At 66.9% G+C, this 15,945-nt stretch carries 14 protein-coding genes and 1 pseudogene; 8 read left to right on the forward strand and 7 right to left on the reverse strand.

Translation table 11 applies throughout. The features are described 5' to 3' along the window. Positions 1-51 precede the first annotated feature (51 nt). Complete coding sequence (gene purM, locus QN347_RS12555) at positions 52-1,161, reverse strand: phosphoribosylformylglycinamidine cyclo-ligase (RefSeq protein WP_322163850.1); 1,110 nt, start codon at positions 1,159-1,161, stop codon at positions 52-54. Positions 1,162-1,223: 62 nt separating this feature from the next. Here purM and QN347_RS12560 point away from each other — a divergent pair, with 62 nt between their 5' ends. The 4 genes from QN347_RS12560 to QN347_RS12575 are packed head-to-tail and all read left to right on the forward strand — an operon-like array spanning position 1,224 to position 6,867. Then, complete coding sequence (locus QN347_RS12560) at positions 1,224-2,495, forward strand: heavy-metal-associated domain-containing protein (protein WP_322163849.1); 1,272 nt, start codon at positions 1,224-1,226, stop codon at positions 2,493-2,495. A 19-nt stretch (positions 2,496-2,514) separates the two neighbouring features. Continuing rightward, positions 2,515-3,150, forward strand: a complete 636-nt coding sequence (locus tag QN347_RS12565; RefSeq protein WP_133191952.1) for an HdaA/DnaA family protein — start codon at positions 2,515-2,517, stop codon at positions 3,148-3,150. Continuing rightward, positions 3,147-5,324: an RNA degradosome polyphosphate kinase gene (locus QN347_RS12570; protein ID WP_133188169.1), complete on the forward strand. Its 2,178-nt coding sequence runs from the start codon at positions 3,147-3,149 to the stop codon at positions 5,322-5,324. Before QN347_RS12565 ends, QN347_RS12570 begins: the two co-directional genes overlap by 4 nt. Before the next feature lie 4 nt (positions 5,325-5,328). Then, positions 5,329-6,867, forward strand: coding sequence for a Ppx/GppA family phosphatase (locus tag QN347_RS12575; protein ID WP_322163848.1), 1,539 nt, complete (start codon positions 5,329-5,331; stop codon positions 6,865-6,867). Between the two features lie 119 nt (positions 6,868-6,986). Here the strand turns inward: QN347_RS12575 and rnd are convergent, their stop codons facing one another. Beyond that, positions 6,987-8,165, reverse strand: a complete 1,179-nt coding sequence (rnd, locus tag QN347_RS12580; protein WP_322163847.1) for a ribonuclease D — start codon at positions 8,163-8,165, stop codon at positions 6,987-6,989. Positions 8,166-8,338: 173 nt separating this feature from the next. Between rnd and aspS the strand changes: the two genes are divergently transcribed. Beyond that, a complete protein-coding gene (gene aspS, locus QN347_RS12585; protein WP_322163846.1) occupies positions 8,339-10,162 on the forward strand; it encodes an aspartate--tRNA ligase in 1,824 nt (607 codons plus the stop codon). A gap of 174 nt (positions 10,163-10,336) precedes the next feature. Then, positions 10,337-11,116 carry a polyphosphate kinase gene (locus QN347_RS12590; protein ID WP_322163845.1) on the forward strand — a complete coding sequence of 260 codons (780 nt, stop codon included), beginning with the start codon at positions 10,337-10,339 and terminating at the stop codon, positions 11,114-11,116. 26 nt (positions 11,117-11,142) lie between these two features. Here QN347_RS12590 and QN347_RS12595 read toward each other — a convergent pair whose 3' ends face one another. Both QN347_RS12595 and QN347_RS12600 read right to left on the reverse strand, forming a co-directional pair. Continuing rightward, positions 11,143-11,589, reverse strand: a complete 447-nt coding sequence (locus QN347_RS12595) for a hypothetical protein (RefSeq protein WP_322163844.1) — start codon at positions 11,587-11,589, stop codon at positions 11,143-11,145. 45 nt (positions 11,590-11,634) lie between these two features. Continuing rightward, complete coding sequence (locus QN347_RS12600) at positions 11,635-12,264, reverse strand: carbonic anhydrase (RefSeq protein ID WP_189674697.1); 630 nt, start codon at positions 12,262-12,264, stop codon at positions 11,635-11,637. Positions 12,265-12,330: 66 nt separating this feature from the next. Between QN347_RS12600 and lipA the strand changes: the two genes are divergently transcribed. Next, positions 12,331-13,251 (forward strand): lipoyl synthase, encoded by a 921-nt coding sequence (gene lipA / locus QN347_RS12605; RefSeq protein WP_322163843.1) that lies wholly within the window; start codon positions 12,331-12,333, stop codon positions 13,249-13,251. Beyond that, positions 13,251-13,730 (forward strand): type II toxin-antitoxin system RatA family toxin, encoded by a 480-nt coding sequence (locus tag QN347_RS12610; RefSeq protein ID WP_133188183.1) that lies wholly within the window; start codon positions 13,251-13,253, stop codon positions 13,728-13,730. Before lipA ends, QN347_RS12610 begins: the two co-directional genes overlap by 1 nt. Here QN347_RS12610 and QN347_RS12615 read toward each other — a convergent pair. The 3 genes and pseudogenes from QN347_RS12615 to QN347_RS12625 form a co-directional block, all read right to left on the reverse strand. Then, positions 13,670-14,200 (reverse strand): CinA family protein, encoded by a 531-nt coding sequence (locus QN347_RS12615; RefSeq protein WP_322163842.1) that lies wholly within the window; start codon positions 14,198-14,200, stop codon positions 13,670-13,672. The two genes, QN347_RS12610 and QN347_RS12615, sit on opposite strands and share 61 nt — an antisense overlap. Continuing rightward, the gene (locus tag QN347_RS12620; protein ID WP_322163841.1) at positions 14,193-14,714 is read right to left on the reverse strand and encodes a hypothetical protein; all 522 of its coding nucleotides are present in this window, start codon (positions 14,712-14,714) and stop codon (positions 14,193-14,195) included. Before QN347_RS12620 ends, QN347_RS12615 begins: the two co-directional genes overlap by 8 nt. After that, positions 14,711-15,902 (reverse strand): annotated as a pseudogene (locus QN347_RS12625) (bifunctional 2-C-methyl-D-erythritol 4-phosphate cytidylyltransferase/2-C-methyl-D-erythritol 2,4-cyclodiphosphate synthase). Before QN347_RS12625 ends, QN347_RS12620 begins: the two are co-directional and overlap by 4 nt. Positions 15,903-15,945: the final 43 nt, after the last annotated feature.

The following is a 15,945-nucleotide window of genomic DNA, read 5'->3' on the forward strand; positions in this document are numbered from 1 at the left end:
AGATGTGTATAAGAGACAGCCTCCCGCAAGCGGGAGGGGGGAAGACGACGTTCACCCATGGTTATGCGTCGCAGTCCAATCGGCACGACCGCCCCACGTCTCGACCGAGCCCGAAACCGTGCACCCGCGCACGCCAGCCTCGATCGTCCCGATCGCGAACACCGTCTCGCCCGCGGCTTCGAGCCCGGCGGTCACCGCCGCGACCTCGTCCGCAGCCACCACAGCGACCATCCCGATCCCGCAATTGAAGGTCCGCGCCATTTCCTCGGGCTCGATATTGCCCTGCGCCTGGAGGAACGCCATCAACCGTGGCTGCGCCCAGGCATCGGCGTCGATCTTCGCATGCGTGCCGTCGGGCAGCACGCGCGGGATGTTCTCGAGCAAGCCGCCGCCGGTGATGTGCGCCAGCCCCTTGATCCGCTTCTCCGCAAGCAACGGCAGCAATGCCTTCACGTAGATGCGCGTCGGCGCCATCAACGCATCGATCAGCAAGACGTCCGCATCGAACAGCGCCGGCCGGTCGAGCTTCCAGCCCTTGTCGGCGGCAAGGCGGCGCACGAGCGAAAACCCGTTAGAATGCACACCAGCCGAGGCGAGCCCGAGCACGACGTCGCCCGGCGCGATGTCAGCCCCGGTCAACACGCGATCGCGCTCTACCGCCCCGACACAGAAGCCTGCGAGATCATAGTCGTCGGCGGCATACATCCCCGGCATCTCAGCCGTTTCACCACCGATCAGTGCGCAGCCCGCCTGGCGACAGCCCTCGGCGATCGAGGCGATCACGCGCTCGGCGACCGCAGGGTCGATCTTGGCGGTCGCGTAATAATCGAGGAAGAAGAGCGGTTCGGCACCCTGGACGATCAGATCGTTCGCGCACATCGCGACGAGATCGATCCCGACCCCGTCATGCGCATTGTGCTCGATCGCGAGCTTGAGCTTGGTCCCGACGCCGTCATTCGCCGCGACGAGCAGGGGATCGACGAACCCCGCCGCCTTGAGATCGAACAGACCGCCAAAGCCGCCCAGTTCGGCATCGGCACCCGGCCGACGCGTCGCCTTGGCGAGCGGTGCGATCGCGCGCACCAGCGCATTGCCAGCGGCAATCGAGACGCCCGCTTGGGCATAGGTGTAGGACTCGGTGTCCGGGTTCGTTTCGCTCATCGTGCCCGCCTAGCCATATCCTGCTTGGATTTCCACGCCTCCTTCGCCAAAAGGGCGCCGACATGTCGATCCGCCGCCTTTCCACGCCCGTAAAGTTCGCTGCGGCGCTCGCCCTGACCGCGTCGGGTGGGCTAGTGCTCGCGCAAGTCGATGATCCCGATCAAGGTGTCGCCGCCGCCGACAGCTCGGGCAGCTATGAAGTGAGCGGCATTCAAATCGACGTTACCGGCAAGAGCGCCGAAGCCGCGCGCTATGCGGGATGGCGGATCGCGCAGCGCAAGGGTTGGGACATGCTGTCGCGCCGGATGGGCAGGGGCGGGGGCACGCTGCCCGACGGTACGCTCGACGCGATGGTGTCGGGGATTGTCGTCGAGAACGAACAGATCGGCCCCAACCGCTACGTCGCCAAGCTCGGCGTGCTGTTCAGCCGGGCGCGGGCGGGGTCGATCCTCGGCGTTTCGGCCGAGGCGTCGCGCTCGTCGCCGATGCTGACGATTCCGATCGAAGTGAGCGGCGGGGTCGCCACCGGCTTCGAACAGAAGACCGCCTGGCAGGACGCGTGGAGCCGCTATCGCACCGGCAACAGCGCGGTCGATTATGTACGCCCGACCGGCACCGGCGCCGACGCGCTATTGCTAAACCTCGGCCAGACCGAACGTCCGGGTCGCGGCTGGTGGCGCGTCGTGCTCGATCAGTATGGCGCGACCGATGTGCTCGTCCCCAAGGTCACGCTGCGCCGCGAATGGCCCGGCGGACCGATCATCGGCGTGTTCGAGGCGCGGCATGGCCCCGACAATCGACTCGTCACGCAGTTCACGCTGCGCGTCGACCGCGCGGACGCACTCGCTGTTTTGCTCGACGCGGGCGTCAAGCGGATTGACGAAGCCTATCAGGCGGCGTTGCGCGGCGGCGGGCTCAGCGGCGATTCCGGCCTCGCCTATGTCACGCCCGTCGCCACGCCGACGCCGGTCGCCACGCCAACCGAAGTCGTCCCGATCGATCTCGGGATCGATGGCTTGCCGGGCCCCGCCGCGACCAAAAGCGGCGTTACGATCACGGTCCAGGTCGACACGCCCACCGCCGGCTCGGTCACGGGAACCGAAAGTGCGCTCCAGGCGATTCCGGGCGTTCGCTCGGCGATCACCACGAGTCTTGCGATCGGCGGCGTGTCGGTGCTGCGCGTCGCATATGACGCCGATCCCGCAGTGCTGCGCGCCGCGCTCGAATCACGCGGTTGGAGCGTGAGCGCGAGTGGATCGACCCTCCGCATCCGCCGCGGCGGTTCGGCGGGGCAGGGGAGCCAGCCCACCCCTACCGATTCGCCGACGGGGTGATCTGATGCTCCCGGCACAAATGGCACTTCCGCTCGACTGGCCAGCCGATCCGCGTGACGATGAATTCCTGATCGGGGATTCGAACATGCGGGCGGTGCAGCAGCTCGAACATTGGAGCACCTGGCCCGTGATGGCCGTCGTCGTCACCGGCCCGCGCAAATCGGGTCGCAGTCTGCTGGCGCGCATCTTCGCCGCCAAGACCGGCGGCGGGTTGATCGACGATGCCGAACGGCAGAACGAGACGAGCATCTTCCACGCGTGGAACCGCGCGCAGGAGGATCGCCGCCCGGTGGTGATCGTCGCCGACGCACCGCCGCCCGAATGGTCGATCAAGCTCCCCGACCTGCGATCGCGCCTTGCCGCGAGCCCGACGGTGCGGATTGGCGATCCCGACGAGGCGCTGATGCGCGCAATCTTCGAGCGTCAGTTCCTCAGGCGTGGTATCGACGCGCGGCCGGAGGTGATTCAATGGCTCGTCCTGCGGGTGGAACGCACCCATATCAGCTTGCTGCGCACGGTCGATCTGCTCGACCAGGCGCTGTTGGCGCGGCACAAGCGCCTGTCTATCCCGCTCGCACGGGTGACGTTGATCGAAGCCGGACTGATCCCGGGCGCGGCACCCGACTTGTTCCCCGAATCGACGGAAACCCGATGACCCGCCCAGCCCATCTCGCGAGCCTGGACCATGACGACGATCCGTTTGCGGGCAGCGAGGGGAGCGACCGCTATTTCAATCGCGAGCTCTCCTGGCTCGCCTTCAATCGCCGCGTGCTCGAGGAAGCGTGCAACACCGCGCATCCGCTGCTCGAGCGCGTCCGCTTCCTTTCGATCTCGGGGTCGAACCTCGACGAATTCTTCATGGTGCGCGTGGCGGGGCTCAAGGGCCAGCAGCTTCAAGACGTCGCGCGGTTGTCGAACGACGGGCTGACGTCGGGGCAGCAGCTCGCCGCGATCGTCGCCGAGGCCGATGCGCTGGTGACGAGCCAGCGCGACGTGTGGCGCGACTTGCGCCGTCAGCTCGCCGAGACGGGCATCGCGGTGCTCAGCTCGCGGACGATCGACGAGGCGCTGTCGGGCGAGGATCTCGCCTGGCTCGAAACACAGTTCCGCGAGCAGCTCTTCCCGATCCTGACCCCGCAAGCGCTCGACCCCGCGCATCCCTTCCCGTTCATCCCCAACAAGGGGCTCGCGGTGATGTTCGACCTCGTCCGTATCTCGGACGACCAGCCGATCCGCGAGCTCGTCATGATCCCCGCGCCGATGCCGCGTTTCCTGCGCCTGCCCGGCGAGAAGGCGCGCTACATCGCGGTCGAATCGCTGGTGAAGCGTTTCGCCCCGCTTGTCTTCCCGGGCTATCGCGTGATCGGCGGTGCCGAATTCCGCGTGCTGCGCGACAGCGATCTCGAGATCGAGGAAGAAGCCGAGGATCTCGTCCGCTACTTCGCCAATGCGATCAAGCGGCGTCGGCGCGGCCGCGTAATCCGGCTCGAACTCGAAAGCGGCATGCCCAAGCGGCTCGGCTCGGTGCTCCGCGACGAACTCGGCGGCGCGGATTGCTTCGTCACCGAGAGCGGCGCGTTTCTCGGCGTCGGCGATCTCGAGGCGATCGTCGACGAGGATCGCCCCGATCTCAAATTCCCGCCCTTCTCGCCGCGTTTCCCCGAGCGAGTTCGCGAATATGGGGGCGATTGCTTCGCCGCGATCAAGGCGAAGGACATCGTCGTCCACCACCCGTACGAGACCTTCGACGTGGTGCTCGCCTTCCTCAAGCAAGCGGCCGCTGACCCCGACGTCGTCGCGATCAAGCAGACGCTGTACCGCGCGGGCAAGCAGCCCGCCGTCATCAACGCGCTGATCGCCGCGGCGGAGGCTGGCAAGTCGGTCACCGCGGTGGTCGAGTTGAAGGCGCGCTTCGACGAAGAGCAGAATCTGCTCTGGGCCTCGGCGCTCGAGCGCGCGGGGGTGCAGGTCGTCTATGGCTTCATCGACTGGAAGACGCACGCCAAGGTCTCGATGGTGGTGCGCCGCGAGAGCGGGCAATACCGCACCTACTGCCATTTCGGCACGGGCAATTACCACCCGATCACCGCCAAGGTGTATACCGACCTCAGCTTCTTCACCGCCGACCCGCGGCTCGGGCTCGATGCCGCGCAGATGTTCAATTACATCACCGGCTATGTCGAACCCGAGAACATGGCGCTGATCAGCCTCTCGCCGCGCGATCTCCGCCCGCGGCTGATGCGGCTGATCGATACCGAGATCGCCAACGCCAAGGCCGGCCGACCTGCCGCGATCTGGGCGAAGATGAACTCGGTGGTCGACCCGGCGGTGATCGACAAGCTCTACGAAGCGAGCGACGCCGGAGTGCAGATCGACCTCATCATCCGCGGGATCTGTTGTCTCAAGCCCGGCGTCCCGGGCCTGTCGGAGAACATCCGCGTGAAATCGGTGATCGGCCGCTTCCTCGAGCACAGCCGCATCTGGTGCTTCGGCAATGGCGGGATGCTGCCCAACGACGGCGCGCAGGTGTTCATTTCCTCGGCCGACTGGATGCAGCGCAATTTCGATCGCCGGATCGAATATATGCTGCCGATCGAAAACAAGACCGTCCACCAGCAGATCCTCGACCAAGTGATGGTCGCCAACCTGATCGACAACGAGCAAAGCTGGGAGCTGCAGGGCGACGGGTCGTACGTCCGCACGCAGCCGGGCGATCGACCGTTCAACCTGCATCGCTATTTCATGACCAACCCGTCGCTGTCGGGGCGCGGCGCCTCGCTCGCGGCGAGTGGTTCGGTGCCCAAGCTTTCGCTCCGAAACCGGCGCTAAGCCGATGGACACCACCCCCAGGATCTCGGCGGCGTCATCTGACAACGCTGTCTCCGGTAATCGCGTCGTCGCGCGCGAGCAGGATCCCGCCGAGCCGCGCACCGCGATCATCGATATCGGATCGAATTCGATCCGCCTGGTTGTCTATCAAGGGCCTGAGCGAATGCCCGCGACCTTGTTCAACGAGAAGGTGATGGCCGGGCTCGGCCGCGGCCTGGCCGAGACTGGCGCGATTGCCGAGACAGGCATCACGGTCGCCAAGGACGCGCTCGCGCGTTTCGCTGCTGTCGCGCGCGAGATGGAAGTGACCCGGCTGCGCACGGTCGCGACTGCGGCTGTGCGCGATGCCTCGAACGGCCAGGTTCTGCTCGATGCGGCGCGCGATCTCGGGCTCGAGGTCGAATTGCTCAGCGGCGAGCAGGAAGCGACCGGTGCCGGCTACGGCGTGTTGTCTGCGATCCCGCAGGCCGATGGTATCGTCGGCGATCTCGGCGGCGGCAGCCTCGAGCTGATCCGCATTCGTGGCGGCAAGGTCGGCGAGCGCGTGTCCTTCCCGCTCGGCGTCCTGCGCATCGGCGCGATCCGCGACAAGGGGCCGGGCGTGTTGCAGCGCGAGGTCGCGCGTGCGCTCGATCGCGCGGGCTGGACGGGGAAGGGGGCGGGGTTGCCGCTCTATCTCGTCGGCGGATCATGGCGCGCGCTCGCGCGGCTCGACATGCACCTCGGCAGTTACCCGCTTCCCGTGATCCACGAATATGCGATGTCCGCCGAAGCGATCGCGCGGATGGGGCGGACGATCAGCCACGTCAACAAGAGCTGGCTGCGCGCGATCCCGGGCCTGTCCGCCGCACGCGCGGCAACGCTGAGCGACGGGACCGCGCTGCTCGTGTCTTTGCTCAAACATCTCGGCAGCGACACCACGATCGTCTCGGCCTTCGGGCTGCGCGAAGGACTGCTCTACGGCGCGCTAGACCCGGACGTCCGCGCGCAGGATCCGCTGATCGTCGCGATGCGCGACGAAGGCCGGCGGCATGGCCGCTTCGCCGAGCATGGCGACTTGCTCGATCGCTGGATCGCGCCGCTCTTCACGCGCGACCGGCCCGAAATGGCGCGACTGCGGCTCGCGGCGTGCTTGCTCGCCGATGTCGGCTGGCGCGCCAATCCCGAGTTCCGCGCCGAGCGCGGCGTCGAAGTCGCGCTCCACGGCAATTGGGTCGCGGTCGACGCGCGCGGTCGTGCGCTGATCGCACAGGCGCTCCACACGAGTCTGGGGGGCGGGGTCAACACGCCCGCGCCGCTCGCGGTGCTCGCCGATCCGCTCGACTTGAAGCGCGCGGTGCATTGGGGGCTGGCGATGCGGCTCGGGCAGCGGATGAGCGGCGGGCTGGCTGGACCGCTCCAGCGCTCGTCGCTCGCCGACGATGGCGAGACGGTGACGCTGCGCGTGAAGAGCAGCGATATCGCGCTATATAGCGAGACGGTCGAGCGGCGTCATGCCTCGCTGGCAACGGCGCTGGGACGCAAGGCGGTGATCGTAGAGTAGCCTCCCGTCACCCCGGGCTCGTCCCGGGGTCCACCGGGATACGCGCGCAGGACGCGCGGCACGGTGGACCCCGGCACAAGGCCGGGGTGACGGACGGGGTTGAGTCCGTCGAACGTCGACTAAACCGCGATATCCTCGGTCCGCGTCATCTTGAGCTTGCCGTTGACCACCGCAAACGCCAGCCGCCCCTCGACCAGATCGAGCGCGTCGCGCCCGAACTGCTCGAACCGCCAGCCCTGCAGGATCGACAGCCCCTCGCGCTGCCCAGCCGCAAGCGCGTCGATATCGTCGGTCCGCGCCAGCAACCGCGCCGCGACGTCGATTTCCTTCGAGCGGATCTTGAGCAGCAGCTTGAGCAGGTCGGCGACCAGCGCGCCGTCCTTGCCCATGCCCGGCTTGCGGTCGTCGCGCGACGGCAGTTCGTCGGCCGACATCGGCTCGGCATGCTCGAGCGCCGCCATCAGCCGCGCGCCGATGTCGTTCTGCGCCCAGGTCGCGGAAAGCCCGCGCACCTTGGCAAGATCTGCCTGCCGCTTGGGCGCATGGCCCGCCAGATCGGCGATCGTCTCGTCCTTGACGATCCGCCCGCGCGGCAGATCCTTGCCGCGCGCCTCGATCTCGCGCCAGCGCGCCAGCGCCTTCAAGCGGCCGAGCACCTCGGGCTTGCGGCTCGGCACCTTGATCCGGCGCCAGGCCTCCTCGGGATCGTTGGCGTAATTCTTGGGATCGCCGAGCCGCTCCATCTCTTGGTCGAGCCACGCGCCGCGGCCGGTCTTGCGCAGCCGCTCGAGCATCTTCGGGAAGATCCGCGCGAGATGCGTCACGTCGCCGATCGCATATTCGATCTGGCGCGCGTCGAGCGGACGGCGGCTCCAGTCGGTGAAGCGCGCGCCCTTGTCGACCGTGATGCCGAGCCAGGCATCGACGAGGTTCGAATAGCCGACCTGCTCGCCTTGCCCCAGCGCCATCGCCGCGACCTGCGTGTCGAACAGCGGATGCGGCGTCGTGCCGGTGAGGTTGTAGACGATTTCGAGATCCTGCCCGCCGGCATGGAAGACCTTGAGCACATCCTCGTTATTGACCATCAGCTGGAGCAACGGGCTCATGTCGAGCCCCGGCGCGAGCGGGTCGATCGCCGCCGCCTCGTTCTCATCGGCGATCTGGATCAGGCAGAGTTCGGGCCAGAAGGTGTTCTCGCGCATGAACTCGGTGTCGATGCAGACGAAATCGGCTTGCGACATTCGGGCGCAGAGATTGGCGAGGGTGGCATTGTCGGTGATCAGGGGATGGATATGCATCTCCACACCATAGCGAGGGTCGCGCGCCTTGACAAAGGCGGGTTGTAGAGGGAAGCGCATCGACCATATTCGCCGCCGCCTCGGCGGAGGCCGGGGCCGCTGCGTTGTCAGGCGTTGCGCTCCGATACACAGCGGCCCTGGCCTTCGCCGGGGCGACGAACATGAGAAGATCTATGCACGCTTATCGCACTCATACTTGCGCCCAGCTCCGCGCCGCGGACGTCGGCACCACGGTCAAGCTGTCGGGCTGGGTCCATCGCAAGCGCGATCACGGCAATCTGCTGTTCGTCGATCTGCGCGACCATTACGGCATCACGCAGATCGTCACCGACAGCGACAGCCCGGCGCACGCCGTGCTCGACAAGCTGCGCCCCGAGTCGGTCGTGACGATCACCGGCGAAGTCGTCGCGCGGTCGAGCGAGACGGTGAACGCCAACCTTCCCTCGGGCGAGATCGAAATCCGCGCGCGCGACGTCGTGGTCCAGTCGGTAGCGCACGAACTGCCGATGCCGGTGTTCGGCGAGGCCGAATATCCCGAGGAAATCCGCCTCAAGTACCGCTATCTCGATCTGCGGCGCGAGCGGCTCCACGCCAACGTCCTGCTGCGCTCGAACGTCATTTCGTCGCTGCGCCAGCGGATGATCGGGCAGGGGTTCACTGAATTCCAGACGCCGATCCTCACCGCCTCTTCGCCCGAAGGCGCGCGCGACTATCTCGTCCCGAGCCGCGTTCACCCCGGCAAGTTCTACGCGCTCCCGCAGGCGCCGCAGATGTTCAAGCAGCTGCTGATGGTCGCGGGCTTCGACCGCTATTTCCAGATCGCGCCGTGCTTCCGCGACGAGGATGCGCGCGCCGATCGTTCGCCGGGCGAATTCTACCAGCTCGATTTCGAGATGAGCTACGTCACGCAAGACGACGTGTTCGCCGCGATCGAGCCCGTGCTCCACGGCGTGTTCGAGGAATTCGCCAACTGGCAGGGCAAGGGCCGCACCGTCTCGGCGCTGCCGTTCAAGCGCATCCCGTACCGCGAATCGATGCTGAAATACGGCAACGACAAGCCCGACCTGCGCAACCCGCTGATCATCACCGACGTATCGGAGCACTTCAAGGGTTCGGGCTTCGGCCGCTTTGCCTCGATGGTCGAGGGCGGCGACGTCGTCCGCGCGATCGCCGCGCCGAACACGCACGAGAAGAGCCGCAAGTTCTTCGACGAGATGAACAGCTGGGCACAGAGCGAAGGCTTCCCGGGCCTCGGCTATGCGACGCAGAAGGACGGCGTGTTCGGCGGCCCGATCGCCAACAACCACGGCCAGGACGGCATGAAGGCGATCGCCGAAGCGCTCGGCCTCGGCCCCAACGACGGCATCTTCTTCGCGGCCGGCAAGGCAGCGCAGGCGGCCAAGCTCGCCGGCCTCGCGCGCACGCGCGTTGCCGACCAGCTCGGCCTGATCGACGACAAGCGCTTCGAATTCTGCTGGATCGTCGATTTCCCGATGTTCGAATATGACGAGGACGCCAAGAAGGTCGATTTCAGCCACAACCCCTTCTCGATGCCGCAGGGCGAGATGGAAGCGCTCGAGACAAAGGACCCGCTCGATATCCTGGCGTTCCAGTACGACATCGTCTGCAACGGCATCGAGCTGTCGTCGGGCGCGATCCGCAACCATCGCCCCGAGATCATGTACAAGGCGTTCGAGATCGCCGGCTATACACAGGCCGATGTCGATACGAACTTCGCCGGTATGATCAACGCCTTCAAGTTCGGGGCGCCGCCGCACGGCGGCTCGGCGCCGGGCGTCGACCGGATCGTCATGCTGCTCGCCGACGAGCCCAACATCCGCGAGGTCATCACCTTCCCGATGACGCAGAAGGCCGAAGACCTGATGATGGGCGCGCCAAATTTCGCGACGCCCAAGCAGCTCAAGGAATTGAACCTCCGCTCGGCTGCCGGCGTCGCCACCGCCAAGCCAGCAGACGACGCGGTGCGTCCGGCCTAACGCCCTCCCGTTTCGGGAAGGGCTGGCGCAAAAACGCTCCCCTCCCGCACGAGAGGGGCTGCCCGTAAAGACTCCCCTCCCGCTTGCGGGAGGGGCTGGGGGAGGGCAGTGTCGTCCCATGACAACGAACCGCGCATTTTCTCTCCCAACCCCTCGCGCCAGCGGGAGGGGACTGTGACGATCCAGCTCTCCGATTACGAATCGGGCAAACCGTTCGACGGCGATTACGACGCCGAGCTCAAAAAGCTCCAGACGCGCCTGTCGCACATCCAGGTCGCGCACATCGTCCACCGCAAGCGCGCGATCGTCCTGCTCGAAGGCTGGGATGCGGCGGGCAAGGGCGGCATCATCCAGCGGCTGTGCGCCGACTGGGATCCGCGCAATTTCGAGGTCTGGCCGATCAAGGCGCCGACCCAGGACGAACTCGACCGGCACTTCTTGTGGCGCTTCTGGACCAAGCTCCCGGCGTGCGGCGACATCGCGGTGTTCGATCGCAGCTGGTACGGCCGTGTGCTCGTCGAGCGCGTCGAAGGCTATGCCAAGGACGCCGAGTGGAAGCGCGGTTACGACGAGATCAACGAATTCGAGGCGCAGCAAGCCGATTCGGGAACGACGATCGTCAAGCTGTTCGTCCATGTCTCGACCAAGGAGCAGGACGAGCGGCTGGCAAGCCGGCTCGATCATCCCTGGAAGCGCTGGAAGACCGGCGCCGACGATTATCGCAACCGCGAGAAGCGGCCGGCGTATCTCGATGCGATGCACGACATGTTCAAGCGCACCGATACGCGCTGGGCGCCGTGGACGGTGATCGACGGCAACGACAAGAAAGCCGGCCGCATCGCCGCGCTCACCGCGATCGCCGAGCGGCTCGAGGCGCATGTCGACATGACGCCACCCGAGCTCGACCCGGAAATCGAGGCGATCGCGCGCAAGGCGCTGGCACGTAAGCCCTGACGGGCCGGCGCGTCAGCGACGCGCGATCAGATCCATAGCAGGACGAGCGGGACGATCGTTCCCGCGACGAGCATTGCGATCGAGACCCGTCGCATCGAGCGGATCGACAGTGCAATCATGACGCCCGTAATGGTCGAGGCGCACAAGGCGATCGACAGCAGGACGACGAAGATCTTGAGCGGCAGCGTGGACGGCCGCTTGGGGCCGGCGCGCTCGGCCTCGCCGCGCGGCTTGGCCGCTTCGCCGGCGGGCTTGGGTTGCTCGGCGCGCGGCGGGCGGGGCGGGCCCTGATCCTTGTGGACGCTGGCGATCCACACAATCCAGTTCGGCGGCGTGCCGCCATAGCCGCGCGCTTCCTGCAGCCGGAAGGTTTGCAACACACCGCTGACCGAGAACAGCAGGATCATCGGCGCGAAGAACACGCCGAGATAATGGTGATAGCGGCGCAAGGTCCGCAGCGTGTTGGGTCTCATCCGCGATGTGCTACGCGAACGGTACGACTCGGGCAATTGCGGACCTTACGCGGGTGCGAAGTCGCCCGTTTCGTCCATCACATGCAGCACGCCGTCGGCAATCGCGAAATAGGCGCCGCGCAACCGCAGCGTCCCGGCGGCCTCGGCCTCGCGGATGTTGGGGAAGGTGCGCAGATTGGCGATGCTGACGCGCACCGTTTCGAGCTCCATCTCGCGGATCGCGGCGGGGCCAGTGCCGTGCTCGGCGACGATCCGGTCACGCGCCGAATCGAGCATGTCGATCCAATGCGCGATGAAGCCGCCTTCGCCCGGCGCCTTGCCCTCGAACGCGCGCGTCAGCGCCGCGTTGACGCCGCCGCACGATCCGTGGCCCATCACGACGATCTCGCCGACCTTGAGCTGGCTCACCGCGAATTCGAGCGCGGCCGAAACGCCGTGGCGCGACCCGTCGAGCTCGAACGGCGGCACCAGATTGGCGACGTTGCGGACGACGAAGATCTCGCCCGGCGACGTGTCGAATACCTGCGCTGGATCGACTCGGCTGTCCGAGCAAGCGATCACCATCACCTTGGGGCTCTGCCCCTCGGCCAATTCCGCCCAGCGGTCGCGCTGACGGATGTAGTCGGTGGAACGGAAGCGGTGATACCCGCCGACGAGGTCGCTGAAATCGGTCATGCGCTGCTTTTAACGGAGGAGAAGAGGGGGTGGCAAGCCGCGTCGTCAATCGCTATCTGCACAGCCATGAACGAGATGTCCCCGCTCGCCCGCCCGCCCCGTGAACGCAAGCCCGACTGGCTGCGGGTCAAGGCGCCCACTTCGGCCGGGTTCGCCGCGACCCGCGAACTGATGCGCTCGAAGAGCCTGACGACCGTTTGCGAGGAAGCGGCCTGTCCCAACATCGGCGAATGCTGGAGCAAGAAACACGCGACGGTGATGATCCTCGGCGACACCTGCACGCGCGCCTGCGCGTTCTGCAACGTCAAGACGGGGATGCCGCGCGCAGTCGACAAACTCGAACCCCAGAATGTCGCCGACGCGGCGGCGCAGATGGGGTTGCAGCACATCGTCGTAACCTCGGTCGATCGTGACGATCTGCCCGACGGTGGGGCGTCGCAGTTCGTCAAGGTGATCCAAGCGCTCCGCGCGACCACGCCGAGCACGACGATCGAAATCCTCACCCCCGATTTCCGCAACAAGACGCAAGCCGCGGTCGAGTCGATCGTCGAGGCCGGCCCCGACGTCTACAATCACAATCTCGAGACCGTTCCTCGGCTCTACACGACGATCCGCCCGGGCGCACGCTACTACGCCTCGCTGCGCTTGCTCGAGAGCGTCAAGCGCCACGACCCGCGGATCTTCACCAAGTCGGGCGTCATGCTCGGACTCGGCGAGGAGCGGCTCGAAGTCCATCAAGTGATGGACGACATGCGCAGCGCCGAAATCGACTTCTTGACGATGGGGCAATATCTCCAGCCGACCCCGCGCCACGCCAAGGTGATGGATTTCATCCCGCCAGCTACGTTTGACGCATACGCCGCGATCGCGCGCGCGAAGGGCTTCCTGCTCGTGGCAAGCTCGCCGCTGACGCGCTCGAGCTATCACGCCGGCGACGATTTCGCCCGCCTGCGTGCCGCGCGTGAGGCAAAGTTCGCAGTCCGGTAATGCCGCGTCATTCCGAAACCCGGCGATTGCCTTACACTCCCGAGCAGATGTTCGATCTGGTCGCCGATGTCGGCCGCTATGCCGAGTTCCTGCCATGGGTCTCGGCGATCCGCGTCCGCTCGAACAGCGCGACCGAGCTTACCGCCGACATGATCGTCGGGTTCAAGGGCCTGCGCGAGACCTTCACCTCGAAGGTCGACAAGGAACGCCCCAACCGCATCCATGTCGAGTATCTCGACGGGCCGCTCAAATATCTGCGCAACGACTGGGTGTTCCGGCCCGACGGGGCGGGTTGCGCGGTCGACTTCACCGTCGACTTCGCATTCAAGAACCGCGTGTTCGAAATGCTCGCGGGCCAGGTGTTCGGCACCGCGCTGCGCAAGATGATCGGCGCGTTCGAGGACCGCGCGGCGGTGCTTTACGCGTCGCCCGCGGCCTCGGGTGGCAATAGCAGCTCGAGCGCGCACAGCGCCGCCTGAAGCCGCACCCCGCCGCGTCCGAGATTGCCGAAATCCTTGCGATCGGCGACGACATGTCCCGGATCGGCACCGCGTTCGGCGCGTGCGAAGACGACGGTGCCGACAGGCTTTTTCTCGGTCCCACCGCCTGGCCCCGCGACGCCGGTAATGGCCACGGCAATGTCGGCGCCAGTCGCCTCGAGCGCGCCCTGCGCCATGCTCCACGCGGTCGCCACCGACACCGCCCCGAAGGTCTCGAGCACATCGGGGCTGACGTTGAGCATCTCGAGCTTGGCGTCGTTCGAATAGGTCACGAACCCGCTCTCGAACATTTCGGACGACCCCGGGATCTCGGTCAGCGCCGCCGCGACGAGCCCGCCGGTGCAGCTTTCCGCAAGCGTCACGCGGCGTCCGGCTGCGAGATTGGCGGTGACGACTTTGCGCGCTGCCTCGACCAGTTCGGCGGGCAGGATCGAATCGATCTTATCCATGGGTCGGGCAAATCGAGAAGGGCGCGCGCGTCTTGCTGCGGTCGGTGCCGAGCTGGAACAGTTCGACCACCAGCGCGGCGGTGTTGGCGACGGGCAGCGGAGCGAGCAGGCCGGTGATGCGATCGATCCGCGGGCAGTCGCCGGGCTTGATGTCCTTGGCGATCAGCGGCCCCATGATCGTCGAGATCAGCGGGCGCAGGACGTCGGGGTTCATGTCACGCAGCTGTTCACCGCCGAGCTTGCCGATCGCCGGCTTGGCGGCGACCCAGGCGGCATCGCCATTGGCGCGATAGCGCGCGATCAGCGCGGGGAGCCCCGCGCGCAGCGTCGCCGTCTCCGGGAGCGCCGTCGCACACGTCTTGCCGACCGCGTCGAGCACGTCGGGCAGCGCGACCTGGACGAGCGACTGCCCTTCTTGCGTGGTTAGGCATGGCAGGTCGGTCGGGGCCGCTTGCGCGCCGACCATCGCGGTCGCCCCGATCCAGAGTGCTGCGAATGTGCGCAATCGCTTCATTTCTTGCCCCCTGGAACGCGAACCGTCGCCGCCGCCTGCGCCGCAATGCCTTCGCCGCGCCCGGTGAAGCCGAGCCGCTCGGTCGTCGTCGCCTTGATGCTGACCTGATCCGTGTCGAGCTGCAAGAGCTCTGCGATCCGGTCGCGCATCGCGGCGCGGTGCGGGCCGATCTTGGGCTCCTCGCACATCAATGTCAGATCGACGAAATCGATGATCCCGCCGCGCTCGGTGATGAGCGAGGCGGCATGCTGGAGGAACTGCGCCGAATCGGCACCGCGCCACTGCGGGTCGCTCGGCGGGAAATGCGTGCCGATATCGCCCGCCGCGATCGTACCGAGCAGCGCATCGGTGATCGCGTGGAGCGCGACGTCGGCGTCGCTGTGTCCCGACAGGCCCTTGTCATGCGGGATCCGCACGCCGCCAAGCCAGAGCTCCTCGCCGACCTCGAGCCGATGGACGTCGAAGCCCGTCGCCATGCGCGTGCGCAGCGTGGTGGCGAGGCGGTCCTCGGCGGCGGCGAAATCGGCGGGGTGGGTGATCTTCTCGAGCATGGGGTCTCCTGCGACCAGCGCGACGCTGCCGCCGGCGGCACGCACCATTTGCGCGTCGTCGGTCGGTTCGTCACCCGATCCGTCATTTGGCCAGCCGCGATGCGCGGCGAGGGCGGTTGGAAAGAGAAAGGCCTGTGGTGTCTGGATGCGATGGAGCGAGTCGCGCGGCACGGTTTCCCCGAGGTCGGCATCGCCCTTGGCGAGCGTGTCGGCGACGGGGAGGGCGGGTACGGCGCCGTCATGCGTATCGAGCGCGGCGAGCAGACGGTCGATGACCGCGGCGCTGAGAAACGGCCGGGCGGCGTCATGGATGAGCACGCGCGCGACCGCATCCGTCACCCCGGCCTTCGCCGGGGCGATGATCGAGCGCTTCCAGGCCTGCGAGCACCGACAGCCGCCGCGAAGTGCCGCCGATCACATACTCCACCTCGCCAAGCGCCGCGCGCAACGCCGCTTCCTGCCCAGCGCCGATCACTACGATAACCCGGTCGATCGCCGGATGCGCCGAGAGCGCAGCATAAGAGTGCGCCAGCACGGCCTTGTCGCCGAGCGGTGCGTATTGCTTGGGGATCGGGCTGCCCGAGCGCACGCCGGTTCCGGCGGCGACGATCAACGCAGCGGTGCGGGGGTTCGTCATGCGATGAGCGCCTAGCCCAACCACGCGCGACCCGCCAGCCCAG

The organism is Sphingomonas sp. 10B4 (assembly GCF_035019905.1).
In the GTDB taxonomy this organism is placed as follows: Bacteria; Pseudomonadota; Alphaproteobacteria; order Sphingomonadales; family Sphingomonadaceae; genus Sphingomonas; species Sphingomonas glacialis.